The 22,919-nt window shown below is 53.8% G+C and carries 25 protein-coding genes, 1 tRNA gene and 1 riboswitch; of the genes, 17 read left to right on the plus strand and 9 right to left on the minus strand.

Annotated elements, in window-relative coordinates:
- Window positions 1-39: 39 nt before the first annotated feature.
- From rnhA to nudC, 3 genes are read left to right on the plus strand one after another with little or no spacing between them, the layout of a single operon-like run.
- The gene (gene rnhA, locus NAT49_RS01910; RefSeq protein WP_251589910.1) at window positions 40-474 is read left to right on the plus strand and encodes a ribonuclease HI; all 435 of its coding nucleotides are present in this window, start codon (window positions 40-42) and stop codon (window positions 472-474) included.
- Between the two features lie 39 nt (window positions 475-513).
- On the plus strand, window positions 514-1,281 hold the full coding sequence (dnaQ, locus tag NAT49_RS01915; protein ID WP_251589911.1) for a DNA polymerase III subunit epsilon: 768 nt from the start codon (window positions 514-516) through the stop codon (window positions 1,279-1,281).
- 3 nt (window positions 1,282-1,284) lie between these two features.
- Entirely contained in the window at window positions 1,285-2,049 is a 765-nt protein-coding gene (nudC, locus tag NAT49_RS01920) for an NAD(+) diphosphatase (RefSeq protein ID WP_251589912.1), read from the plus strand.
- 10 nt (window positions 2,050-2,059) lie between these two features.
- Here nudC and NAT49_RS01925 read toward each other — a convergent pair whose 3' ends face one another.
- Window positions 2,060-2,386 (minus strand): SCP2 sterol-binding domain-containing protein, encoded by a 327-nt coding sequence (locus NAT49_RS01925; protein ID WP_251589913.1) that lies wholly within the window; start codon window positions 2,384-2,386, stop codon window positions 2,060-2,062.
- An 84-nt stretch (window positions 2,387-2,470) separates the two neighbouring features.
- On the opposite strand from NAT49_RS01925, the gene sohB reads away from it, so the two are divergent.
- Window positions 2,471-3,523 (plus strand): protease SohB, encoded by a 1,053-nt coding sequence (gene sohB / locus NAT49_RS01930; protein WP_285835986.1) that lies wholly within the window; start codon window positions 2,471-2,473, stop codon window positions 3,521-3,523.
- A gap of 96 nt (window positions 3,524-3,619) precedes the next feature.
- Here the strand turns inward: sohB and NAT49_RS01935 are convergent, their stop codons facing one another.
- Window positions 3,620-3,934 (minus strand): ArsR/SmtB family transcription factor, encoded by a 315-nt coding sequence (locus tag NAT49_RS01935; protein ID WP_251589914.1) that lies wholly within the window; start codon window positions 3,932-3,934, stop codon window positions 3,620-3,622.
- Window positions 3,935-4,142: 208 nt separating this feature from the next.
- Between NAT49_RS01935 and NAT49_RS01940 the strand changes: the two genes are divergently transcribed.
- Genes NAT49_RS01940 through NAT49_RS01950 form a run of 3 tightly spaced genes read left to right on the plus strand, consistent with a single transcriptional unit; the run spans window position 4,143 to window position 6,527 of the window.
- Entirely contained in the window at window positions 4,143-4,796 is a 654-nt protein-coding gene (locus tag NAT49_RS01940) for a queuosine precursor transporter (protein ID WP_251589915.1), read from the plus strand.
- A 30-nt stretch (window positions 4,797-4,826) separates the two neighbouring features.
- On the plus strand, window positions 4,827-5,738 hold the full coding sequence (locus NAT49_RS01945) for a LysR family transcriptional regulator (RefSeq protein WP_251589917.1): 912 nt from the start codon (window positions 4,827-4,829) through the stop codon (window positions 5,736-5,738).
- 9 nt (window positions 5,739-5,747) lie between these two features.
- Complete coding sequence (locus tag NAT49_RS01950) at window positions 5,748-6,527, plus strand: alpha/beta fold hydrolase (RefSeq protein WP_251589918.1); 780 nt, start codon at window positions 5,748-5,750, stop codon at window positions 6,525-6,527.
- A gap of 28 nt (window positions 6,528-6,555) precedes the next feature.
- On the opposite strand, the gene NAT49_RS01955 is transcribed toward NAT49_RS01950, so the two are convergent.
- From NAT49_RS01955 to NAT49_RS01975, 5 genes are all read right to left on the minus strand, one after another.
- Window positions 6,556-7,818 carry a GIY-YIG nuclease family protein gene (locus NAT49_RS01955; RefSeq protein ID WP_251589919.1) on the minus strand — a complete coding sequence of 421 codons (1,263 nt, stop codon included), beginning with the start codon at window positions 7,816-7,818 and terminating at the stop codon, window positions 6,556-6,558.
- Between the two features lie 26 nt (window positions 7,819-7,844).
- Window positions 7,845-8,318: a manganese-binding transcriptional regulator MntR gene (gene mntR, locus NAT49_RS01960; RefSeq protein ID WP_374708801.1), complete on the minus strand. Its 474-nt coding sequence runs from the start codon at window positions 8,316-8,318 to the stop codon at window positions 7,845-7,847.
- A gap of 156 nt (window positions 8,319-8,474) precedes the next feature.
- Entirely contained in the window at window positions 8,475-9,341 is an 867-nt protein-coding gene (locus NAT49_RS01965; protein ID WP_251589921.1) for an ABC transporter substrate-binding protein, read from the minus strand.
- A 236-nt stretch (window positions 9,342-9,577) separates the two neighbouring features.
- Window positions 9,578-10,345: an ABC transporter permease gene (locus NAT49_RS01970; RefSeq protein ID WP_251589922.1), complete on the minus strand. Its 768-nt coding sequence runs from the start codon at window positions 10,343-10,345 to the stop codon at window positions 9,578-9,580.
- Window positions 10,342-11,079 carry an ABC transporter ATP-binding protein gene (locus tag NAT49_RS01975; RefSeq protein WP_251589923.1) on the minus strand — a complete coding sequence of 246 codons (738 nt, stop codon included), beginning with the start codon at window positions 11,077-11,079 and terminating at the stop codon, window positions 10,342-10,344. Before NAT49_RS01975 ends, NAT49_RS01970 begins: the two co-directional genes overlap by 4 nt.
- Before the next feature lie 19 nt (window positions 11,080-11,098).
- A riboswitch (TPP riboswitch) is annotated at window positions 11,099-11,199 on the minus strand.
- 193 nt (window positions 11,200-11,392) lie between these two features.
- Here NAT49_RS01975 and NAT49_RS01980 point away from each other — a divergent pair.
- The 5 genes from NAT49_RS01980 (at window position 11,393) to flhC (ending at window position 15,772) form a co-directional block, all read left to right on the plus strand.
- Complete coding sequence (locus NAT49_RS01980; RefSeq protein WP_251589925.1) at window positions 11,393-12,112, plus strand: hypothetical protein; 720 nt, start codon at window positions 11,393-11,395, stop codon at window positions 12,110-12,112.
- A 27-nt stretch (window positions 12,113-12,139) separates the two neighbouring features.
- On the plus strand, window positions 12,140-13,846 hold the full coding sequence (locus NAT49_RS01985; RefSeq protein ID WP_251589927.1) for a potassium/proton antiporter: 1,707 nt from the start codon (window positions 12,140-12,142) through the stop codon (window positions 13,844-13,846).
- 192 nt (window positions 13,847-14,038) lie between these two features.
- Window positions 14,039-14,392, plus strand: a complete 354-nt coding sequence (locus tag NAT49_RS01990; protein ID WP_251589928.1) for a hypothetical protein — start codon at window positions 14,039-14,041, stop codon at window positions 14,390-14,392.
- A gap of 476 nt (window positions 14,393-14,868) precedes the next feature.
- Window positions 14,869-15,216, plus strand: a complete 348-nt coding sequence (gene flhD / locus NAT49_RS01995) for a flagellar transcriptional regulator FlhD (RefSeq protein WP_251589929.1) — start codon at window positions 14,869-14,871, stop codon at window positions 15,214-15,216.
- A complete protein-coding gene (flhC, locus tag NAT49_RS02000) occupies window positions 15,209-15,772 on the plus strand; it encodes a flagellar transcriptional regulator FlhC (RefSeq protein WP_251589930.1) in 564 nt (187 codons plus the stop codon). The genes flhD and flhC overlap by 8 nt, the downstream gene beginning before the upstream one ends.
- A 119-nt stretch (window positions 15,773-15,891) precedes the next feature.
- Here flhC and NAT49_RS02005 read toward each other — a convergent pair whose 3' ends face one another.
- Together NAT49_RS02005 and NAT49_RS02010 are read right to left on the minus strand one after the other, a co-directional pair.
- Window positions 15,892-17,148: an SGNH/GDSL hydrolase family protein gene (locus NAT49_RS02005; protein ID WP_251589931.1), complete on the minus strand. Its 1,257-nt coding sequence runs from the start codon at window positions 17,146-17,148 to the stop codon at window positions 15,892-15,894.
- Between the two features lie 501 nt (window positions 17,149-17,649).
- Window positions 17,650-17,734, minus strand: a tRNA-Leu gene (locus NAT49_RS02010).
- A 181-nt stretch (window positions 17,735-17,915) separates the two neighbouring features.
- Between NAT49_RS02010 and NAT49_RS02015 the strand changes: the two genes are divergently transcribed.
- The 5 genes from NAT49_RS02015 to NAT49_RS02035 all read left to right on the plus strand — a co-directional run bounded on the left by NAT49_RS02015 (window position 17,916) and on the right by NAT49_RS02035 (window position 22,870).
- Window positions 17,916-18,596: a ComF family protein gene (locus NAT49_RS02015; protein WP_251589932.1), complete on the plus strand. Its 681-nt coding sequence runs from the start codon at window positions 17,916-17,918 to the stop codon at window positions 18,594-18,596.
- Window positions 18,580-19,554, plus strand: a complete 975-nt coding sequence (locus NAT49_RS02020) for a serine/threonine protein kinase (RefSeq protein WP_251589933.1) — start codon at window positions 18,580-18,582, stop codon at window positions 19,552-19,554. The genes NAT49_RS02015 and NAT49_RS02020 overlap by 17 nt, the downstream gene beginning before the upstream one ends.
- Complete coding sequence (locus NAT49_RS02025; RefSeq protein WP_251589934.1) at window positions 19,523-20,713, plus strand: murein transglycosylase domain-containing protein; 1,191 nt, start codon at window positions 19,523-19,525, stop codon at window positions 20,711-20,713. Before NAT49_RS02020 ends, NAT49_RS02025 begins: the two co-directional genes overlap by 32 nt.
- A 99-nt stretch (window positions 20,714-20,812) precedes the next feature.
- Complete coding sequence (folE, locus tag NAT49_RS02030; protein WP_251589936.1) at window positions 20,813-21,370, plus strand: GTP cyclohydrolase I FolE; 558 nt, start codon at window positions 20,813-20,815, stop codon at window positions 21,368-21,370.
- 42 nt (window positions 21,371-21,412) lie between these two features.
- Window positions 21,413-22,870, plus strand: a complete 1,458-nt coding sequence (locus NAT49_RS02035; RefSeq protein WP_251589938.1) for an NAD-dependent succinate-semialdehyde dehydrogenase — start codon at window positions 21,413-21,415, stop codon at window positions 22,868-22,870.
- The last annotated feature ends 49 nt before the right edge of the window (window positions 22,871-22,919 follow it).

Genomic DNA, 22,919 nt, shown 5'->3' on the forward strand with positions numbered 1-22,919 from the left:
GTATGCTAGACAGGTTCCGATGTGCGTGAACGACCGAGTGTGACGATCTATACCGATGGAGGCTGTCGTGGAAACCCGGGGCCGGGCGGCTGGGGGGCAGTGCTCCAATCCGGCGGCCATGAGAAGTGCCTAAAAGGCGGGGATCCGGCCACGACCAACAATCGCATGGAACTGATGGCAGCGATTCAGGCACTGAAGGCGCTGACCGTGCCCTGCACCGTGGATCTCTGGACCGATTCACAATACGTTCGAAAGGGCATGACGGAGTGGATTCAGGGCTGGATCAAGAAGGGCTGGAAAACCGCGTCCAAGCAGCCGGTCAAGAACGACGATCTCTGGAAGGCATTGCTCGAGGAGTGCGAGCGTCATGATGTCGAGTGGCATTGGGTCAAGGGGCACAATGGTCACCCGGGCAATGAGCGTGCCGATCAATTGGCGAATGACGCCATGGACGAGGCGAAAGCGAGCTCGTGACGCGCGCTTTAATCAAACAGTTACTCAGGTAGGTCTGTAATGGCGGGCAGAAGTATAGTGCTTGATACCGAAACCACCGGTATCGACCCCAAAGAAGGGCATCGGCTGGTTGAGATCGGTGCGGTCGAAGTGGTCAATCGCCGATTCACCGGGCGTGTTTACCATCAATACATCAATCCTGAGCGTCACATCGATGACGAGGTCGTGGCCATTCATGGTATCGATAACGCAAAGGTGGCCAATGAGCCCACCTTTCGTGAGGTAGCCGATGAATTCTGGACCTTCATCCAGGGGGCAGAGCTGATTATTCATAACGCGGCCTTTGATGTAGGGTTCCTCGATTTCGAATTCGACATGCTCAACAAGGAACGCGGTTCGCCGGTTCTTGGGCCGATCAAGTCGCACTGCAGCGTGCTCGATACGCTGAAGATGGCGCGCGACCGCCATCCAGGGCAGCGAAACAATCTCGATGCCCTGTGCAAGCGTTATGATGTGAACAATAGCCATCGTGAGCTTCACGGCGCCCTGCTTGACGCTGAAATCCTGGCCGACGTCTATCTTGCCATGACCGGCGGCCAAACCGCGTTGGTGCTCGGTGACTCGGACCATCAACAGAGTCAGGAGAATCAGCGCCTGGCCGATGATCATGCCTCGACTGCGATTCAGGCCGACCGGCAAGCGCTTCGAGTCATTGCACCAACCGATGCCGAGTGGCAGGCGCACCGGCAAAAACTCGACAACATCCGAAGCAAGGCCGGCAGCTGCTTTTGGGACACATTGACCGTTAGCCAAACGGAGCGTGATTGAGCCATGTTCGAACGGTCTCTGGTAGGGCTTGATCGCACACGAAAAGGGGCGCTGATTCGAATGAACGGGGTTGGGGTCTGCCCTGGAGACGACGGGGTACTCGCCCTCGACCGACGCTGGCCGGATCATGCCGTCGCGCTCGGATGGTTTCGAACGCACCCAGTGGCAGTAGTGTTTGAGCCTGAAAACACCGAGGAGTGGCCTGGCGCCCGCGGCTGGTTTTCCCAGCTCGATGGCGCACAGACTGAACTGTTATCGACAGCGCTTCAGGTAGCGAGCTGGCAGCGCGATCATCGGTTTTGTGGCCGCTGCGGTCATGAAATGCGACGAAAACCGTTTGAGTTCGCCATGGTCTGCCCGTCGTGCAGGTTCGTAAGCTTTCCCCGCATCTCGCCGTGCATCATTACGTTGATCACGCGTGGCGATGCGCTGCTGCTGGCAAGAAGCCCCCGATTTTCCGTCGGCCGATTCAGTACGCTTGCAGGCTTTATTGAGCCGGGCGAGACGGTCGAGGCCGCGGTGCGCCGTGAGGTAATGGAGGAAGTGGGCGTCCGTGTCGGTGAGGTCGAGTATTTCGGCAGTCAGTCCTGGCCGTTTCCCCATTCGCTGATGATGGGGTTTTATGGTGAGGCGCTGAGCGAGGAGATCACCATTGATGGTGTCGAGATCGAGGCAGCGGACTGGTTCTATCCAGACCAGCTGCCTGGGCTTCCGCCCTCATTTTCGATTGCGAGGGCGCTGATCGATAATTTTATTGAAGGCCGATGAGACCGCTCGATCAGGCCTTCATGTGTGGAAACAGACGCTTTAAGCGGGTGGCCACGATCCAATCGCCCTTGACCTTGATGTCGCCCATCATCATGGCGGTTGCGCCGCTGGCTTCCCCGTTGAAAATCTTCTTGAGTGTGTCCCGGTCGGTCATGAAAACGATGTCGGGGGTAGGGTGGGCGCCCTCGTGGAACTGCATGGTGCCGTCATCAACGGTCAGCGTGTAGGTGTCGCCGTCGCTGAGCTCGAACATGAAGACATTATGAATGTTGCGTGCGGCTTTAGGGTTGAAATGCTGATGCAGCTTGGCCTTGATGCTTTCGACCAGTGTTGACATGTGTGTATCCTCTAACGTTTCTGCCGTCAAACGGGCCCATGATGGGTGCAGGGCGGTGGCCGAGTATTCAGCATAGGAACAATCATGGATTGGTTATTCGAGTTCGGGCTCTTCTTCGCCAAGGTAGCGACGTTCGTTATTGCCTTCGGGGTACTCATCGTCATCATCGCCAAGGCCCGGGGCGGTTCAACAGCGCGTCAGCACCTCCGAATTCGCGATCGTCAGGAGTATTATCGCCAGTATCGCGAACAACTGGAGGCCGCGCAGCAGGAAAAAAGCGCGCGCCAGCAGTTCAAGAAGGCCCGTGCCAAGGCTGACAAGAAAGCGTTGAAGTCTGCCAGGAAGGCGCACAAGCAGGATAAAAAGGCGCCTGCAACGCCAACGCTTTGGGTGCTCGATTTCAACGGTGACATACGCGCCTCGCGTGAGCCGTCGTTCAGCCAGGAGATAACAGCGCTGCTGCCGCTTTTGAAGAAGGGCGATGAAGTAGTCGTTCGACTCGAGTCCGGAGGGGGGCTAGTGCATGCCTACGGCCTTGCTGCGTCCCAGATCGAGCGCCTCAAGCAGGGGGGCGCTCGTTTGAGCGTATGCGTGGATAAAGTTGCGGCCAGTGGCGGTTACATGATGGCCTGTTGCGCAGATCATGTGGTGGCTGCGCCCTTTGCGGTGATCGGCTCGATCGGCGTAGTCGCGCAGGTGCCCAATTTTCATCGGTTTCTCAAGAAAAACGATGTGGATGTCGAGGTACTGACGGCCGGCCGTCATAAGCGAACGCTGACGCTTCTTGGTGAAAATACTGAAGAAGGTCGCCAGAAGTTTCTGGAGGACCTGAAAAGCACGCACCAGTTGTTCAAGTCCCACGTCAGTGCGCGTCGCCCTGGACTGGACATCGAGCAAGTGGCCGATGGCGAAATCTGGTACGGCCAGCAGGCGCTCGACAAGGGGTTGATCGATCAGGTGACGACAAGCGATGAGTACATCGAATCGAAGTCGGCGTCATTCAAGGTGCTTGAGGTCACACTGGTTGAGAAACAGTCGCCACTTTCTCGTCTGGGCGGGCGCGTTCAGTCGCTGGTTGAGCGCGGAGTGGATGCTCGAATCAAGCAGGTGATGGAGCAGGAGTGGCAGCGTTATTAGGTGTCCTAATAAGGTGTTGTGTTACTCATGAAAAAAGCCGGCAAATGCCGGCTTTTTTTGTTCTCGACAGAACGCCGAGACGGTGGTGTATAGCAATTAGCCCTGAAGGGTGCCGAGCGTTTTCAGTACGGCCTTGGCGTGCTCGCCCTTGAGCGAGTAGTAAATGGTCTGTGAGGCGCGACGTGTGCTCACGAGGCCTTCACGACGAAGAACTGCCAGGTGCTGGGAAAGCGCGGACTGACTGAGCTCCAGTTTTGCATTCAGTTCTGAAACCGATTGCTCGCCTTCCTGCAGAAGACACAGGATGCGCAGACGGTTTTCGTTGGCCATGGCCTTGAGTATCGGAGTAGCTTCAAGAATAACCATTTCGGACTCGGTGCTGTTGGTGTGTGCGGTATCAAAAAGGCCCATAAGACGTCCTCAGGTGTTTAGGAAAAATGATTAAGGGAATAATCATTTAAATACCCCTCATTGTACAAATGCCGAATTAAACGTTTTTTCATCGCTATCAACGTTTTCACGTGCGACGGAGATTTTGGACAACGTCCGCGTCTCTGGTTAAAATCGGTTTCCGTTCAAGGGGTTCCCTTACCCCCTTAGTTAAAAAGGCATTTTTGCAATGGTATTTGGCCGTCGTTCAACGACCCCCCTCGAAGCCAGGCTGGTTCTTGCGCACCTCACGATAATTTGTATCAGTAATATATTGGTACAATATCCCTTAACCTTGTTTGGATGGCACACCACCTGGGGGGCATTCAGCTTTCCGCTGATTTTCGTGTTGACTGATCTAACCGTGCGGCTGGTTGGCCAGAGCTCGGCCAGAAACGTGGTCTTTATGGCAATGCTGCCCGCGCTTGTGCTTTCTTACCTTGCCTCGCTCATGCTCAATCACGAAGGGCCACTGTTTTCGCTAAATACGCTTTTGGACCCGGTCGGTACGCGAGTGGCTCTGGCAAGTTTCGGTGCCTACGTGGTAGGACAGCTGTGTGACGTCATTTGTTTCGCGCGCCTTCGCAAACGTGGATACGGAGCGGGAGCGCCGGTTCTTTCAACGATTTTCGGAAATTTGCTCGATACATTTACGTTTTTTGCCATTGCGTTCTACGCAAGCTCCAATACGTTCATGGCTGCTCATTGGGTCGAGATCGCCTGGGTGGATTACCTGATCAAGCTCACGGCAAGCGCCTTCATATTTCTGCCGCTCTATGGTCTCGGTGTCAGTGTGCTCAAACGTCGGATCAGTACGTATACTCTGTCGTTGTCCAGCCACTGATGCGCCGTCGCGCACTTCAAGGATGTTTTGATGACCAGTCGTATCACCCTCCGTCAGCTCAGTGTATTCGTGGCCGTTGCACGGTCGGGGTCTGTGAGCGCTGCGGCTCGAAAGCTTGGGTTATCTCAGTCGGCGACAAGCCAGGCCTTGACCGAATTTGAGCGCCAGCTTGGCGTGAGTGTGGCCGAACGTCTTGGGCGGCGGCTCGAGTTGAACGCCGTTGGTCAGCGGCTTCTTGCCCGCGCGGAGCGGCTGCTCGATGAGGTCGATCAGTTCGAAAGCGAAGCACAGGAGCCGGATGGGCCTCTGAGCGGTGAGCTGCGCCTCTCGGCCAGCGCCACCGTCGGGAGTTACCTCATGCCGCGTATTATCGGCGAATTTACTGCGCGCTACCCAGACGTTCGGCTGGACTTGAAGCTGCGCAATACGTTCGATGTTATTGAAAGCGTGCGCAAGTTTGAGGCCGACCTAGGGCTGATCGAAGGAATCTGTAATCAGCGAGAGTTGATCAGCGTGCCGTGGCAGGAAGATCGCCTGGTCATTGTTGCAGCGCCTACGCATCCACTGGCTGCTCAAGTGACGGTGACCGAGCAGGAGCTTGCCAGGGCCGATTGGGTGCTGCGCGAGGAAGGATCGGGTACGCGTGCTGTTTTCGAGGCGGCCATTCATGAGCGTCTTGAGCGGTTGAATATCCGCCTGGAGCTTGGGCAGCACGAAGCGATCAAGCAGGCCGTTCGTGCGGGGCTTGGGCTTGGGTGTCTCTCGGAGCTTGCGGTGGAAGAGGAGTTGGCGTCGGGCAGTCTGGTCGAGCTGAGCCTCGAGGGGCTGTCACTCAAGCGCCACTTTTACATGGTTTGGCACGCCAGCCGCTATCGAAGCCCGGTCTGGCAAGCCTTCAAGGTCCATCTTGACGATATGACCCGAGCTGCGCGCTCGGCGTAAGGAGCGATCATGAGTGTGACATTGGCGTCACTGGACAGCGGAGAAGCATCGGGCGCGTTCTTGCCGGTTGTTATTCTGCACGGACTGATGGGTAGCGCGGATAACTGGCGCTCCTATATCAAGGAGTGGAGTGCCCATACCCGGGTCGTTGCCTTTGACCTAAGAAATCATGGCCGTTCGCCGCATGTCGAGGGTATGGACTACGAGTCGATGGCCGATGACGTGATGGCCGCGTTCAAGACCCATGGCATAACACGGTGCTGTCTGATTGGGCATTCCATGGGTGGAAAGGTTGCCATGACACTTGCAAGGCGCCATTCCGAGTGCGTGGAGCGCCTGGTCGTGGCCGATGTGGCGCCAGTGGCCTACCAACACGGCCACGATGATGTCTTCAAGGCCATGCGAGCGGTCGAGGCTGCGCGACCAAAAAGCCGCTCTGAAGCCGATGATGTCATGAAAAATGTGATCGATAGCATCGCTACACGCCAGTTTCTGGCAACGAATCTTACGCGTGGCGAAGGCGAGTTTGTCTGGCGTGTCGGGCTTGACGAGATCGAGGCAGGTTATGAGTCGATCATCGCGGCGCCGGGGGGCTCCGAGACGTTTGAAAAGCCAACGCTGTTTCTTCGAGGCGGGGCCTCATCGTATGTCGATGAAGCGGGTATCGAGGCGGCGCGGTCTCTATTCACGGATTTAACGATCGAAACACTGGAAGGGATTGGTCACTGGGTCCACGCTGAAGCTCCGAAAGCATTTCGTGAACATGTCGTACGCTTTTTGACGAGCTAGTTCGTCATTGAACTAAGTGCACTCGTGACTAGAGCTCGTCCAGCGGAACGATTGTCAATGTCTGTCTAAGCGCCGGTTTCAGAAGGAATCGGTTAAGCAAATGATAGATGTCGACGTCGAAGGGGGCGCTCGTCACGGCTGCGCTTTCTCCGACCTGGCCCAGGTAACACCAGTGATCGAACACATGGCCTCGTTGCGTGTCATCGCCTTCAAAAATGGCCACCGGCCCCTCCCAGGGCCATGCGGTGAGCCGCCAGGCACCCAGCGCGGCTTCGGCCCGTTCGTCATGATGCTCAAGAGGCTCGATGCCCTGACAGGCACCCCGGCATCGGCCGATCTGATAGGCAAAGCACCGACCCTTGCCAGACTCCAGCCCCATGAGCTTGGGGCAAAGGGCGTTGTTTCGGGTCAACTCCGTCATGGCGTCTATGGCGTCGCGTTTTCGTCGAAAAAGCCCGTAATACGCGCCGTCGCTGTCCGAATGTCGCTCCGTGCTCAACGCCGGACGCGTCTGTCCTCTGTTCCAGTGCCAACTAAATAGGGTCTTGGCGCGTCTCAGTTTCCGATTGAACAAGGGCGCACGGGCCTTGATCAATGTGCTTTCGATGAGTTGGGCGCTGAAATCCCCGCCGGTCAATCGATATTCGATGTGCTCGATCTGTTGGGTCATCTTGAGGGTGCGGTCATCTTGCAATGCGCCGGTAAAGTGGCTTGCGATACGGGTTTTCAGATCGACGCTCTTGCCGATATAGAGCAGCACGTCGTTGTGTCCGTAAAACAGATACACCCCTGGATGGTGGGGAATATGGTGCCACTCAGCCGGTGAAACGTGCGCCGGTAGGCTCCTGGAACGCAGTTGCATCTCGATCTGTTGATCGACCATGGCGTTGCCTGCGCGGTCGACCAGGGCCTGCCAGGCATTTTGCAGATCGGCTGCGCCAAGGGGGGAAAGCGGCTCGTGGCCGATGTCGAGGGCGGAGTAAAGGCGTTTTAGGCCGATAGTATGGCGGGCAGTCGACATCGCATGAGGAGCCGCACGTTTCAAGAAGGCAAGCCATCTGCGCGCGTCGAGAACAACCAGCCTTGATGACGAGCACCAGGCAATCAGATCATCCACGGCACGTTGCTCGTGCCCCTTTGATACGCTTTGCTGCCACAGGGCAGTGCCCGAGCTTGAATGCGTCTGCGCGCAGAGACGGGTGATTCTGTCTCGAGACGGCCGGGGACCCGACGTCTCGAAATGAATAAAGGTGGTTTGAGGCTCAGTGCCCGGTGAGAGCGTCTCGGTCATGTTGGGCGCCACATGCCCCTTGATGTTTAGCGGGAGGCGGTTTCGAGGTCGGCGTGATAACGCTGGATGAACTGGCGCATGGCCTCGACCGTTTCATCGCTGCAGTGGTGCTCTATGCCTTCGGAATCTGCGCGAGCAACGGCATCGGGGACGCCGAGTGCGAGAAGTGTGTTCAACACGACTTCGTGACGCTTGGCGACCTTGAGCGCCAGATTCTCGCCCTGTTCCGTCAGGAAAATGCCACGATAGGGGCGCGCATTGACCAGCCCGTCACGTTTCAACCGGGTAACCACCTTTGACACCGCCGCAGGACTCACGCCAAAGCGCTCTGCGAGATCGCTGGCCCGCGCTTCACCCAGATGCTGGTGGAGATGCGCGATCTCTTCCACATAGTCTTCGACGAGTTCGCGTTGATGATCCTGACGAACGCGCTCGAAATGCTCGTGATGTGGGGTTGCAGTCATGAGTCTCTCTTTATCACTCGCTATGGCACGTAAGATAACATAAAGCGGTTATTCGGTAACGGGCATGGCTCGCTGTTACCGAAGATCAATGGTGTTCGGGCGACACTCCACTTTGAAGGATATAGTACCACGCCGGTATTGAATCGCCTAAGAGGCGCACTGCATCGCATGTATGCACCTCGACTACTGAACTCAGGCGTTGATGTCGATTGCAAGTGAGCGAATGTCATTGGCTTGATCGATGGCGCCACTGTCATGCAGGAAGCGATCAAAGCGGCGGTAGCGCCCCGTATCAAGCGCTGCGGGTCTTAACGCAAACCGAACGATGCTATCGAACCACGCGCTTTGATTGATCTGGTTATCAAGTACCGGATCATACTGTTTGAACGTTTCCCAACCCTCTTGCGGATGGTTGACGATCCACAGCGCGGCTTGCTCTAGAGCGGACATGAAGCGGGCATAGGCTTCTCTCTTTGAGGCAATTTGACTGCGCTCTGCGATGAAGATCAGTTCCTCATAAGCCGGGATACCGTGCTCTTCTATAAAGAAGGGGCGGCCCTCCACGCCCTCCTGACGCATCTGTGCGAGTTCGAAATTTCGAAACGCGCCCGTTACAGCGTCCACTTTCCGGCTGATCAATGCAGGTGTCAGAGAAAAATTGACGTTGACAAGATCGACATCGGCCTCGCTCAAGCCGCTGTCCTTGAGCATGCCATCAAGTAGAACCCGCTCGACACCACCGACCGAATAGCCGATGCGCTTGCCTTTCAAATCCGACAGGCGCTCTATGCCACTGTCCTTGCGGACCACCAGAACGTTTAGAGGGGTGTCGATCAAGGTGCCGATGCGGGTCAGGGGCAACCCACTGGCTGCATGCAGATGAAGCTGAGGCTGATAGCTCAGGGCAAGATCGATCTTGCCAGCGGCCACCAGTTTTGGGGGGGCTGATGGGTCTGTTGGCGCCTGAATGGTGAGGTCAATGCCGTGTGCGTCGAAAAGCCCTTTTTGTTTGGCAATGATCAATGGGCCGTGACTTGGGTTGGCGTACCAGTCGAGCATGACGGTCAATGATACTGGCGTTGAGCGAGCTTGAGTATCATTGCCGTGAGTCTGGGCACGAGAACTTTGAGACGTCTCGGCACGCGCCGAGTGGGAAAAAACTGTGCTCGGAAGCAGGGTGGCCGCACTCAGGGCCGAAGCATGCTTGAGCCAGGCTCTTCGGGAAAACGGACGTTTTATAGGCATGGTGCACATCTCTTTATCGGGTGTAATGAACGAGTGTCGTATGCGTGCGCTCAGTGCTCACTGAGGCTCTGCCAGGGCACCAGCCAGCGGCAGAGCCAATCGACGCCTTGGTAAAGCAGCACGGCAATGACGATCAAAATGAATAGGGCGGCGAACATAAGATCCGTTTGCATGCGCCCGTTGGCTTGAAGCATCAAGTAGCCCAACCCATGGCTTGAACCGACCCATTCGCCGATAACCGCCCCGATGGGAGCAGCGGTTGCCGCCATTCGAAGCCCTGAGCAGAGTGATGGCAGGGCAGCCGGGAAGCGAATCCGAAAGAGCTGCTGGGCGTTCGATGCGCCGAGTGTCTGGCCGAGATCCGTCCAGGCGGTGGGCGTCTGACGAAGGCCGTCGTAGCAGGTTGATGCGATCGGGAAATAGATGATGAGCGTGGCCATGACTACTTTCGAGGCGAGCCCATAACCCAGCCAAAGCATCAAAATCGGCGCAATTGCAAAGATCGGAATGGTCTGAGAGGCCAGCAGTAGCGGCAGCACCAGTTTTCGCACGGGGGACCAGGCGGCAAGCGTTAGTGCAGTGGCAATGCCCAAAAGCGTTCCGCTGATGAATCCGAGCACGACTTCAAGGCCGGTGGTGAGTCCATGCGACCACAATAGCGATGAGTAACGGACAAGTGCGGCAAGGACGGCCTCAGGGCTTGGAAGGATATAGCGAGGCACATCGGTGATGCTGACGATGAGTTGCCAGCCTGATATCAAGAGCAGTACAGCCAGTAGAGCAAACGCTGCATTTGACAGTGAACGAGAGTCTTTCATTGATGACCTAAAAGGGTGATGAGCTCTTGTTCAGCGTCTGCTCGCTGTGAAAGCGACAGTGCCTTGGGCGGGCCACCGCAGTCGAAGGGGGCCAGTCGCCCTGATGGGCTCAACACGAGAATGCGGTCGCTTAAATGCAGGGCTTCACCGGGGTCGTGGGTTACCATCAAAACCGTTCTATCGGACAAAAGCGACGTGGCCAGTTGGTGCAGGTCGTAACGGGTAATGGCATCGACGGCCGAGAAGGGCTCATCCATCAAAACGATTGGTGATGGGCGCATCAAGGTTCGAGCCAGGGCAACGCGTTGGCGCTGGCCACCGGAGAGCACGTAAGGTCGGGCTTCAGCTTTATCTGCCAGATTCAGTGTCTCCAGCAAGGCGATTGCTTCGGCTCGTCGGGCCGAACTTTTCGATTGACCTTGAAGGCGGTCTCCGAGCAGTAGATTCTCGATCACGCTGAGCCAGGGAAAGAGCGCATCCTGCTGAGCCATCCAGGCAAAGGCTTGAGCGGGGAGTGCGTTGCCGGCATGGTCGCTCAGGCGAACCTTCGCGCCTTTGGACGTGTCCAGGCCAGCAATCAATCGAAGTAGCGAGCTTTTACCGCACCCGCTTCGACCCAGCAGGCAACACCAACTGCTTGGAGAAAGAGTCAGGGAAAGGTTTTCAAAAAGAGGTGTGCCCTGATAGGCAAGACTGGCCTCCTCGACGGTGAGCCCTAGAGGAGTCGATGTCACGGCGCGTGGCCGATAGGCATGAATAGATACATGGATATCCCTCCGCCGGTATGATCCGGATCAGGTTCGATGGGTTGTGCGCTGTGCACTCTCAGCCGTAAGGCACCCCAATCCTTTCTGGTACTCTAACGTGTCCACCATATGGCTGGCTAGCATGTGAGGTAAAATGCATCTCCCCCCTGAGCACCTGACGGCTGCGCTTGAACAGTTGCTCCTTGAAGCGCCTTTGGCACCCTTGCCGCTTTTATTTCGCGACAGCGCAAATTGGTTATGGCGAGCGCCAGAATCGGATCAGTTGATCAAGGTGGCACGTATGTCACCGGCAGATGACCCTTTTTGGAAGGGTGTGGCGACACTTTTCGGCCATGATCGATGGGAAGACGCATCCCTTTTACCTGAGCTTCGTGAGCGAATTGCTCAAACGCATTCGGGGTTTCTTGGACTTGACTATAAAGGTCGGGTAGAACAGCGCCCGGTCTGGGCGCTGCCCTGGGTTGATGGATGCGCGCCTGATGCAGCGCAAGTGGCTGACTGGCTTGGAGAATGGCTGGTAACGCAGGTCCAATTCGACGGCTTAAATCGGTACGAGTATGGCAGTATAACCAAGCCCGAGTATCGGCGACCGTTATCGACGTGGCCTCAAGTGCTTATCGCCTATGTTCGCGAACACGTTCCGGCTTCAAGCGTTGCCCAGTTGCCGGACAGTACCGAGCTTGAGGGCGGCCCTGGCGCCGTATATTGCCTGGTCGATGCGCGCTGCGATCAATTCATGGACACGCCGACGGGTCTTTGGTGCGTTGACTGGGAGGCCTGTGTGGTTGCACCTCTGGATTTTACGCTGGCCATGATCGAGCTTGTCTTTGCGCGAGCGCCGTCATCGGTGCATGCACGCTTCAAGGCGCATTTTCAGAATGTATACTCGTTGACGCCATGTCAGCGCGCCTGGTGCCGGTCGGCACTATGGGCAATGAATAGTACGGGAGACAGTGATTGGCAATGCGTGATCGATCTGCCGAACTGGCTGGATGTCTGAACCACTCATCGAATGCGGGGATGCCCCTTGGGTGATTTGAATAGTATTTACCTGGTTGCTGGACTGCTGGTTGCCTTTAGCATTTTGGCGAGCCGAATTTCGGCGCGCGTGGGCATGCCGTTGCTGCTGCTTTTTTTGTTCATCGGCATGATGGCGGGGGAAGATGGCCTGCTCGGCATCAATTTCGATGATTATTCGCAGGCGTATGTCATCGGGCAGTTGGCGCTTGCCATGATACTGCTTGATGGGGGCCTTCAAACACGCATGTCTACGTTTCGTGTTGGCTTGAAGCCTGCGCTGTCGCTTGCAACGCTTGGCGTATTCATTACCAGCGGTTTGGTCGGTGTCGCTGCGGTGTGGTTTCTGGATCTGTCGTGGATTCAGGGGCTCTTGGTCGGCTCCATCGTTGGCTCGACGGATGCAGCGGCTGTTTTTTCGATGCTAAAGGGGCAGGGCGTCACGCTTAATGAGCGCGTCGGTGCAACGCTTGAGATCGAATCGGGAACCAACGATCCCATGGCCATTTTCCTGACGCTTGCTTTTTCCCAGACGCTGACAGGTCAAGTCACTGGTGTATCCGACAGTTTATTGTTGTTTGTTCAACAATTTGGCTGGGGACTGGTGTTCGGGCTTGGCGGCGGGTGGTGTGTCGGGCGTTTGCTCAAATGGCTCGATCTTGCGTCCGGGTTATACGCACTTCTGACGCTTGCGCTGGCACTGGCGATCTTTGCCATGACAAACCTTGCCGACGGCAGTGGCTTCCTGGCGATCTATTTGGCGGGTTTGATGATCGGCAACATCAAGGGGCGCCATATTGAGCACATCGTGCCCTTCAACGATGGGCTTGCCTGGCTCAGTCTCATTGTTTTGTTTCTTGTGCTCGGGCTGTTGGTGACCCCGACCCAGCTCATGGCGTATTTCTGGCCCTCGGTCGCGGTATCGGTGCTGCTTATTTTTGGCGCGCGCCCGATCGCGGTCATTCTAAGCCTGAAGCCTTTCTTTCGATTCCGCTGGCGAGAAGTGTTTTTTATTTCCTGGGTCGGTCTACGAGGTGCGGTTCCGATCGTGCTGGCGATTCTACCGGTGATCAGTGGCGTTGAAGACGCCTCACTCTATTTCAATGTCGCCTTTGTCGTAGTGCTCATGTCGCTGGTGGTCCAGGGGATGAGCATCGGACCAATGGCAAAATGGATGCGTGTCATCGTACCGCCGAAATCGGCGCCGTCTCGTCGCAAGACCCTGGGGGTCTTTCCCGAAAACGATTATGAGATGTTGATGTACAAGATCGATAATCGTGGCGTGGAAAACGTGCCTCTGCGCTACTTGAAGTTTCCTTCCGGCACGTCACTTGCGGCCGTATTCCGAAGTAATGCCATGATTCATCCGAAAGGCAGTACTCGGCTGGAAAAAAACGATCTTGTATGTGCCATTGGACGATCGGAAGACGTTTCTTCGCTCAATAAAATGTTTGATGGCGAAGCACGCCTCAAGCTTGCAAGAGATTTTTATGGCGCATTCATCATGGAAGGTGATGCTCCGATGAAAGATATTGCCGGTGCGTATGGTCTGACATTGAGCCTTGGAGAGCAGGAGTCAACGTTAGGCGCGTTCATTGCACGTCGTGTGGGTGGGTACCCGGTCGTTGGTGACGATGTGGACTGGCATGGCATTCACTGGGTGGTGCATGAGGTGGATGGTAATGCAGTTACAAAAGTCGGGCTTAGGTTGCAGTGAAAAATCATCCTTTTTTGGCATGCGTGTAAAGCGTGATCGCGCCGTAATTATTGTGTAACATAAGGTATCTTTTTGGTTTTTTTTGTAGTTCGCTGGCTAATTAGCTTCGTAAACTTCCTTTTTTCAACCTATGCGTTTATGCCTGCGCGAGTAGACTTAGAACCATAAGCAGTACATAGACAGGAGTCGGCCATGACATTAATCGAGCTTTTGGGAAAATACAGGGCGGCAACGCTTGAAACAGAGCGTTTAGTCGCAGAAGGAATGACAGGCGGTGCCTCTTCAGATGAGCTCTTCGAACTGCTGAAGTGGCAGGGCAACATGAAGCATCATTATCAGGTGTTGGTGCGCTTTATGGTTTACCCGTTTATAGCGCCGGATCTTGAATGCGGCCGCTTGACGGAGCAAGCCTATATTAACGACCTCTGCCACGACCTGACGGTCAAGAACGCTAATACGCTTTCACACATCCTACTTTTCCTTTCCAACGCCTATTCAGCTTACGTGCGATGGGATTCCGAGCACGCCCTATCCGCCTCGGTGTAGCTTCTTCGAATTTCCTCTGGCTCCTTTAAAGCGCTTACTCAAGCGCTTTTTTTATTTTCTTTACGCTGCGTTTGTATGTTTTAGGTAACAAAACATGTCGCCCATGTGGATGTAAGCCTCAGGTGAATTCAAGTGGCTTCATCGGCAGTATAATTATCCATCTTATTAAGTATTAGTTTGGTTAATATCTTTGTGCTACTTTGATATTTAGACTAATCTTATGTATGAGGTTTCGGATTGAAAGGCTATTTTCAAGATCTTGTTTCTAAAAGGTTATAGTTATATTCAATCTTTTTTAAGTCTATGGTAGCTATTTTTTTCACAAAAAAGACGGATAAGGGGGGAGAAGGGTTTGTAATCTTTTAGTGCTATGTGTAACCTGTGCTCACAAAGTAACAAAAGATTTCATTCCAGCGAAAAGCTAGCGAATGAGCTTACAAAAAAATACATTAACGGCGACACTCGAGGAAATTATCATGAATCCGACTTCTAGCCTGCTTGAAGATATTCGTAACGTTAATCTTTCATATCTTCTTTTGGTTCAGCGACTTTTGAACGAAGACCGTGATCAAGCCATGTTTCGACTCAAGCTTGAACCCGAAATGGCGAAAAAGCTGAGCGACCTTCCAGTGTCGGAGCTTGCAAAGCTTGCAAGTTCTAGCCAGCTGCTTTGTCATTTCGCACTTGATAGCACCGAAGCGTTAACCACTCTGACCGGCGAGGGTCGTACAAATGACCTTCAACGGACTCATGAAGCCATTTTGCTGGCAGGCCGTTCTGATGCTTCAGAGAAAGTGCTGAGCGGAGGAAAGCGCCGTGGCTGAGAAAAGTGTTCTAGGGGAAGTCAAGCAGGTACAAACCGCGATAGAACTTATTGAGCTGGGCGCGCGCTTGCAGGTTCTTGAGTCGGAAACCGACCTGAGCCGAGGGCGCCTGATTAAATTGTACAAGGAAATTAGAGGCGTATCTCCACCCAAAGGCATGCTTCCGTTTTCCGCAGATTGGTTTGTGACATGGTCGCCAAACATTCATTCATCGCTCTTTTACAATATCTACCAATACGTTAAAGAAAACGGCGATTGCGACAGACTTAATGCATTAATCAAGAGCTATAAGCTGTATCTGGAGCAAGTGTCATTGCTCGAAGAGGATGAAGCGGTTCTGGGTTTGACCCGTGCCTGGACGCTGATCCGGTTTTTCGAAAGCGATCTTCTACAATTAACACGATGCACTCGTTGTGACGGCAAATTCGTGACTCATGCGCATAGTATTGAACACAACTTTGTGTGTGGAATCTGTCAGCCGCCGTCTCGTGCAGGTAAAACCAGGAAAGCTGCCGAGAAAAAACGTCTTCAGCAACAAGAGGGAGTCGACCAATAAAGGACATGCATGTAAGTACTGTGGTGTTGTCGAATTATTCATACCTAAATTCCTTGCTGTGTTAGCCCTGTTGGATATTCCAACAGGGCTTTTTTTACTAATTAACAGAATTTGGTACATCAAATGCTAAATTCGAGCTGCACTCCACTTAGATAGCAAAAGGTGCTTCCAGTAGCTTTTTGCCCCAAGAGCGTCAATTTATCGCCTGTTACTTCAAACCTCATTTTGACGGCTTCGGGCGGATCAAGCGCTGCATCGACACTGTATTTATCGTAGTCGTGGTCTTGAATCCAGAAATCTCCCTTTCGAATGCTATCGTTTGCCTCTCTGCTTGCAATAAGGGTTAACGTGCCACAAAGTCCTTGTGGTAAGCCGTAGATGGTCAGCGCTTCGAACGCTTCATTGTGGCCAGAGTACAATCCGTCCTGAACGAGTGCCGGATGTAATATGCTGGCTTGCTCAGTGTTTGACTCGATCTTTCTACCTTTGTTGGTATGGCCGCTATACCCCATCGATGTTGCCCAAATGCCGTTCAGAGGATGGCCATCGGTTGTAAATATCCGAGAACAACCTGCGGCGCCATTCTTTCCGTTCGTTGTGGCAGACTCGTTGCCTGCAATCATGGCGTTGATGTCAGTAAATGCCTCTTTTTGATCTGGGCTAAAGGAAAGTATTATTTTTTTTCCCTTGAAATCAGGTGCTTTTGCTGGCGGTCTCGAATGCATAAGTTCGCCAATTTTCATTGCCCACCAAGTGCGAATTGCACACCTCATTGGTATTGAGGGGTGAACATTGTCATCTTGAAGCCAGGGCGACAGCATTCGTGTGAGCGCATAGAAATCCCAGGCGGGTCGGTCGTTTTGCCAATCCCAAATCAAGGGAGAAAACTCTTTGATTAGTGGCCAGCAAATTTCTCGATTATATGTTGCGGTTTCACGAGGTTTGGAAGATTCCGGGCGCCTATAGGATAACCCTAGGTAAATTGGTATGAACCCTTTGTCCTCGATCCCTTTCAAGACGGTTCGCATGCCTTGATTAATCTTCTCGCGTGCACCCGGATATGGCCCATTTGCGCTTACGGAATTCCCGGGGCCATGAACCAGAACCAATCCTTTTTTAGCCCCGCTCATGGGAGCAAGCATGTCATCTAATTTGCTGACATAGCCTTCGATAGCCCGGCCAGAGACGGCCATACCGGTCACCCAGTTCGAGGACCGAGGTAGACCTACTTGTGCCAGACGGAATTGCATTTCCTCTGCATCTTCAGTTCCGTTGCCGGTCATCCACATGATTGATGCCCCGAAAGCTCCTATTCGGTCCGGATACCGGGGGACGTGAGTACCGTTGATTGCACCCGCATACGTTGAATAGTCCATGTGCCACCTCTCCGTTTGATAAAGCCAATATGCAAGGCTCATCATGGAAGCATTAAGTACGCTTAGCATTGGAGGGGAAGTGTTGCGTGCACTGGTACACCTGTAGCTTGTCAGTGCAGGCGCTTAGCTGACCCATTAGTACGGGCGCTGAGATAAAGTCCGAAAGGGTCCGATAAAAAGCTGCGCTGTATCTAGAGGAAGGGCGGAGCGCATGAAGATTTCAAACGGTTTTGGATGAAATTCGTGCGATGACGGTGTGTTACAAACATCAGACGGTTCATGCTTCAAGGATAAGAAATATGTCAGCGCGCTTGACTTGTAATCGCTTGATGTATGCCGTTCCTGTTCGTGTATGCCATTTATAGACGAGCATACATCTGGGCATACAGCGCGGAAAACCTAAAAGGGGGGAGCGATTATGTAAGGATATACAGTATATTCTTTCTGAGGGCCGACGCCACTGGGCTTAAAAGAATATCTAGGAAGGATGATAAATGTCTATGGTGCGGAAGGAGAGACTCGAACTCTCACGCCTTGCGGCACTGGAACCTAAATCCAGCGTGTCTACCAATTCCACCACTCCCGCAGTAAGACGGTGTGCATTCTACCGATTTTATGTGTCTATGCAAGTACTTGGGCATCATTACTTAAATTATAAATTCCACAGCCGTTAAGACGTGACTAGACCCATATAAAAAACGAAGAGAGCAATGTCTGTACTATTGAACTGGTGCAACACAAGGTGCGCGCGATGTCAGTGTTCTGCCATGAAAGGACAAAGCCTGTGTCGTTGGTGTCATGACGCACTTCCGTTCAATCGACATGCGTGTAAACAGTGCGCGCTGCCCTTATCAGAGCCAAGGGCAGAATATTGCAGCCAATGTCTTGTTAACGCTGTTACGCCCTTTACCGTCAATGCGCCGTTTGAATACGGCGGTGATCTTGCCTGGCTCATCACGCGCTTTAAATACCATCATGACTTTCGAGCTGGCCGTATTTTGTTGCAGTTGCTGCTCGAGCATGCGCCATTTCAATCCTTGGGCGTTGAAAATCGCTTATTGCCCGTGCCGTCACACCCGTCGCGGCAAAGGGCGCGAGGTTTTGACCCTGTCGCATGGCTCGCTAGTAAACTTTCCAAAAAAATGGGGTGGCCTTTACTGAAAGCCAGTAAATCACGCCGGACCTCTGCTCAACGCTCATTGACCCGCCATCAGCGCCTTCGGCTTTCTCCCCGTGTTTTTACGCTTGAGGAGTCAGTAGAGAGTCAAAATATTGTGATTTTTGATGATGTCATGACGACTGGTGCAACGCTGATCGCGCTATCAACCCTCTGTTTTCATGGGGCGGCGAACAGTGTGCAAGCCCTCGTGATTGCCCGAACACCTAAAGGGAGCGAGTTTGATAACATGCAGGTCAATCCAGGGAGACCTCATGACACATCCTTTTGAAACCCTTTCCCCCGACCGTGCAATCGATATGATTGAAACGCTCGGCTTCGCGGTTGGTCGCGACCCCTTCGCACTCAATAGTTATGAAAATCGTGTATTCGATTTTCAAGATGACAATCGCCGGCGGTTTATATTGAAGGTTTATCGTCCAGATCGTTGGACACGTGTTCAACGCGCCGAAGAGCTTCAGTTCATTGAGTTTCTCGCACAAAGCGGGGTTTCCGTTGGCACTCCTTGGCAAGCTCCAGACGGTCGGGTGCTTCATCGATACGAAGACTTCGAATACGCCATATTCAATGCGTTGCCCGGCCAGGCCCCCGAACTTGATAATCCAAATCACCTATTTGCTCTGGGCGAGCTTGTAGGGAAGCTCCATCGTGCGTCTAAAAGATATTCATTTAACGAACGACCGGTTTGGGCGCCTGTATCTCTGCTCGAACACGCTTCCTCTGTCGTTCTTGAGAGCGCATTTCTTAGTAATCGGCAAGCGAAGGTCTACAAGAAACTGGTCATGGAGTTGATTGACCAGGCCCGGACCTGGCCCCTTGAATCACTGGCCATGTTTCCGGTGCACGGTGACTGTCACATCGGCAATATTCTCGGGCGTGATGATGAGTTTGGGCTGGTGGATTTTGACGATGCCCAGACCGGGCCTGCGGTCATGGATCTTTGGTTGATGCTGACTGCCAAGGAGGCGTCAGAGGCCCAAAGCCAGCTGTCTGAGCTCTTGGAAGGGTATGAGCAATACCTTGATTTTGATCGACGCGAGCTCGACTGGGTCGAGCGGTTACGTGCCGTGAGGATGGTGCGCCATGCCGCATGGATTGTTGAGCGCTGGAGTGACCCGGCCTTTCCGGCCGCCTTTAGCTGGGTAGGTAATGAGGCCTATTGGGACGATCACATAAAAGCTCTGGAACAGCAGCGTCATGCCTTATCCGATCCGCTCTGGCTCGCTTGACCGTCGGCAAGCTCTGCTTGGAATGACGGCGCTTGCCCTGATGCCTTGGACGCAGGTCAGGGCTGATGCGTCGGAAGCGTCCGGGACATGGCTGAGAAAATTTCCAGCATTAGAGCGGCAATTCAATGATGCGATGGCCACTCTTGATGAGTGGGGTGGCCAGGCGCAAGGGGCACTATCGGACTACGACGCGTTGTTTGAAGCGATTCGTTCAAAGGCTGGTGCCTATTGGTCTGATGTAAAGCTTTCGCAACCAAAGCGGCTAGTTGCCTATGATGAGGCCTACCGTAGCCGGGCTGAAATCGATTTCGAGCAGGGCGAAGTAATCATTGAAACGCTCGATACTCACGCATCAACCGATGAGCTTGTTGAGTTGATCAAGCGAACGCTCTCGACACCGGTCGAAGACTCCAGTTTGGACCATGGGCAGTTGAGCCGTAAGCACCGCGATGGTGTTCAGGGACTTCTGAAAGGGCAGGTTGTTGATCAGGGTGGGAAAAGCGTGCGCTTTGCCTGGCGAACCGACCGCTACGCCAAATGGCTTGCCACGCACAAGGTTGAAACCGAGCGGCAAGAAAACGGTAAAGATGTGCTCAAGATAAATATACCGTTATCTTATGATCATTTAAATATTCGCTCTAAGCAGTTTGTACCCTTGGTCGAAAAGGCAAGTCGACGCCATAAAGTGGATCCTGCCCTTATCATGGCCATTATCTCGACCGAGTCGAGCTTCAACCCCTATGCCGTAAGCCATATTCCCGCGTTTGGGCTTATGCAGATCGTTCCTCGTACGGCTGGAAAGGATGTGTTCCATCGCATCTATAAGCGTGCTGGCATGCCTTCTAAAACCTTTTTGTTCGATCCTCGAAAAAACATCGATACGGGAACAGCCTACTTGGCACTTTTGGATACGGTTTACCTGAAGGGCATTCGTAACCCGAGAAGTCGTCGATGGTGTGTTATTGCGGCCTATAACGGTGGTGCCGGGAACGTGTTTCGAGCGTTCGGTGGCGGGCGCTCAAGGGCTCTTGCTCGTATTAACGCGCTCAGCGCGCAGGATGTTTATAAGCATCTGCGCACACGTCATCCCGCCGAAGAAACGCGTCGATATGTCTTGAAAGTGGGAAAAGCCCATCGACGCTTCAAGCCCTTGGTTTAGGGCGAAACTCGAACTGCGAAATGTATGAGGTTGCGATACCATAGGCGCCTTTCGCCGCGCCCGCGGCCAACCTGTCTTTCGAAGAGATTGAATCAGCCCATGTGTGACGAGCTCTCCCACCACTTTCAGGAAATCATCAAGGGTCTGGGCGAAGACCCGAGTCGAGAAGGGTTACGTGATACCCCTACTCGCGCAGCCAAGGCCATGCAGTTTCTGACGCGAGGCTATAATGAGTCATTGGAAACCCTGGTTAATAACGCAGTATTTACCTCAGACACCGATGAGATTGTTCTGGTCAAGGACATCGAGCTGTACTCGATGTGTGAGCACCATATGCTACCGTTCATAGGTAAATGCCACATCGGTTATCTGCCGGATGGCAAGGTGCTGGGTCTTTCGAAATTCGCTCGTATTGTCGATATGTACGCGCGTCGGCTGCAGATCCAGGAAAACCTGACACGGCAGATTGCCGAAGCCGTTAGGCAGGTGACCGGCGCCAAGGGCGTTGGGGTCATTATCGAGGCGAAACATATGTGCATGATGATGCGAGGGGTCGAGAAACAGAATTCGAGCATGAGCACGTCGGTCATGCTTGGCTCGTTCCGTCGTAACATCGAAACCCGGCAGGAATTTTTGTCCTTGGTACGTCATCAATAACCGTACCTTCAAATGCATTCCCGAGATCAGGATGGAAGCGCCATGACTATGCTGCAAGACAATGGATTGTTTCGCCCATTTGCCTTTATTGATGGTAGTTGGGTCGCAGCCGACAGCGGTGAGCAGATTGAGGTTGATAATCCCTCGACCGGCGAGATTATCGCTCGAGTGCCCAAGATGGGGCGCAAGGAAACCGACCGTGCCATCGACGCTGCGTATGCGGCTTTTGAAGCTTGGTCTGAGCGAACCGCACTCGAACGAGCCGATATTCTCTATCGATGGTATGAGTTGATGATGGAGCATCAGGCTGATCTCGGTCGATTAATGACGCTTGAACAGGGCAAGCCTGAAAAGGAAGCCGAAGGTGAGATCGCTTATGCGGCCAGCTTTCTGCGCTGGTACGCCGAAGAAGCTCGAAGGGTTTATGGCGATACCATTCCCGGTGCCAAGTCCGGCCAGCGTATCGTTGTTCTCAAGCAACCCGTGGGTGTCGTTGGGGCGATTACCCCATGGAATTTCCCCTCCTCGATGATTACACGCAAGGCGGGGGCAGCGCTGGCGGCAGGGTGCTCGATCGTTGTCAAGCCGGCAAGCCAGACCCCGCTTTCCGCGACGGCTCTTGCTGTACTTGCCGAGCGTGCGGGCGTGCCCAAGGGGGTTTTCAATGTTCTCCCAGGCAGTGCATCCGATATCGCGGGCGCACTGACGGAGTCGCCCAAGGTTCGAAAGATCACCTTTACCGGGTCGACCGAGGTTGGCCGTACGTTGATGGCCAATGCCGCGCAGAATATTCAAAAGATCTCGCTGGAATTGGGCGGCAACGCGCCATTTATCGTATTCGAGGATGCGGATCTGGACGCAGCCGTTCAAGGGGCGCTGGCGTCCAAGTTTCGAAATGCCGGCCAAACCTGTGTCTGCACCAACCGATTTCTAGTGCAAAACAGCATCATCAATGCGTTCAGCGAAAAGCTCGCAGCGGCCATGAACAGCGATTTGTCGGTCGGTGACGGGTTTGAAAGCGGAGTGACTGTCGGGCCGATGATCGATGACGATGCGGTCAACAAGATGGCTGAACATGTCGAGGATGCGGTCGACAAGGGCGCTGAACTTCTGTTGGGTGGTCAGCGGCACGCAAAAGGCGGGCGCTTTTACCTGCCGACATTGGTCAGTGGCGCGACCCAGGATATGAAGGTCGCTCATGAAGAAACCTTCGGACCATTGGCCGCCGTGTTTGGTTTCGACAGTGAGCGTGAGGCGCTTGAAATGGCAAACGATACCGAGTACGGATTGGCTGCCTATTTCTATAGTAGAGACATCGGTCGCATCTGGCGTGTAGCAGAAAAGCTCGAGTATGGAATGGTAGGCATCAATGAGGGCCTGATCTCCAATGCTGCTGCTCCGTTTGGGGGCGTCAAGGCCTCTGGGCTTGGTCGAGAAGGGTCCAAGTATGGGCTTGATGAATACCTTGAAACAAAGTATCTCTGCTTGAATATCAGTTAAGTTTCATATCTTGCGCCATAAAAAAACCGGTCAAGGACCGGTTTTTTTA

The sequence above is a fragment of the Larsenimonas suaedae genome, from assembly GCF_023712105.1.
GTDB lineage: Bacteria > Pseudomonadota > Gammaproteobacteria > Pseudomonadales > Halomonadaceae > Larsenimonas > Larsenimonas suaedae.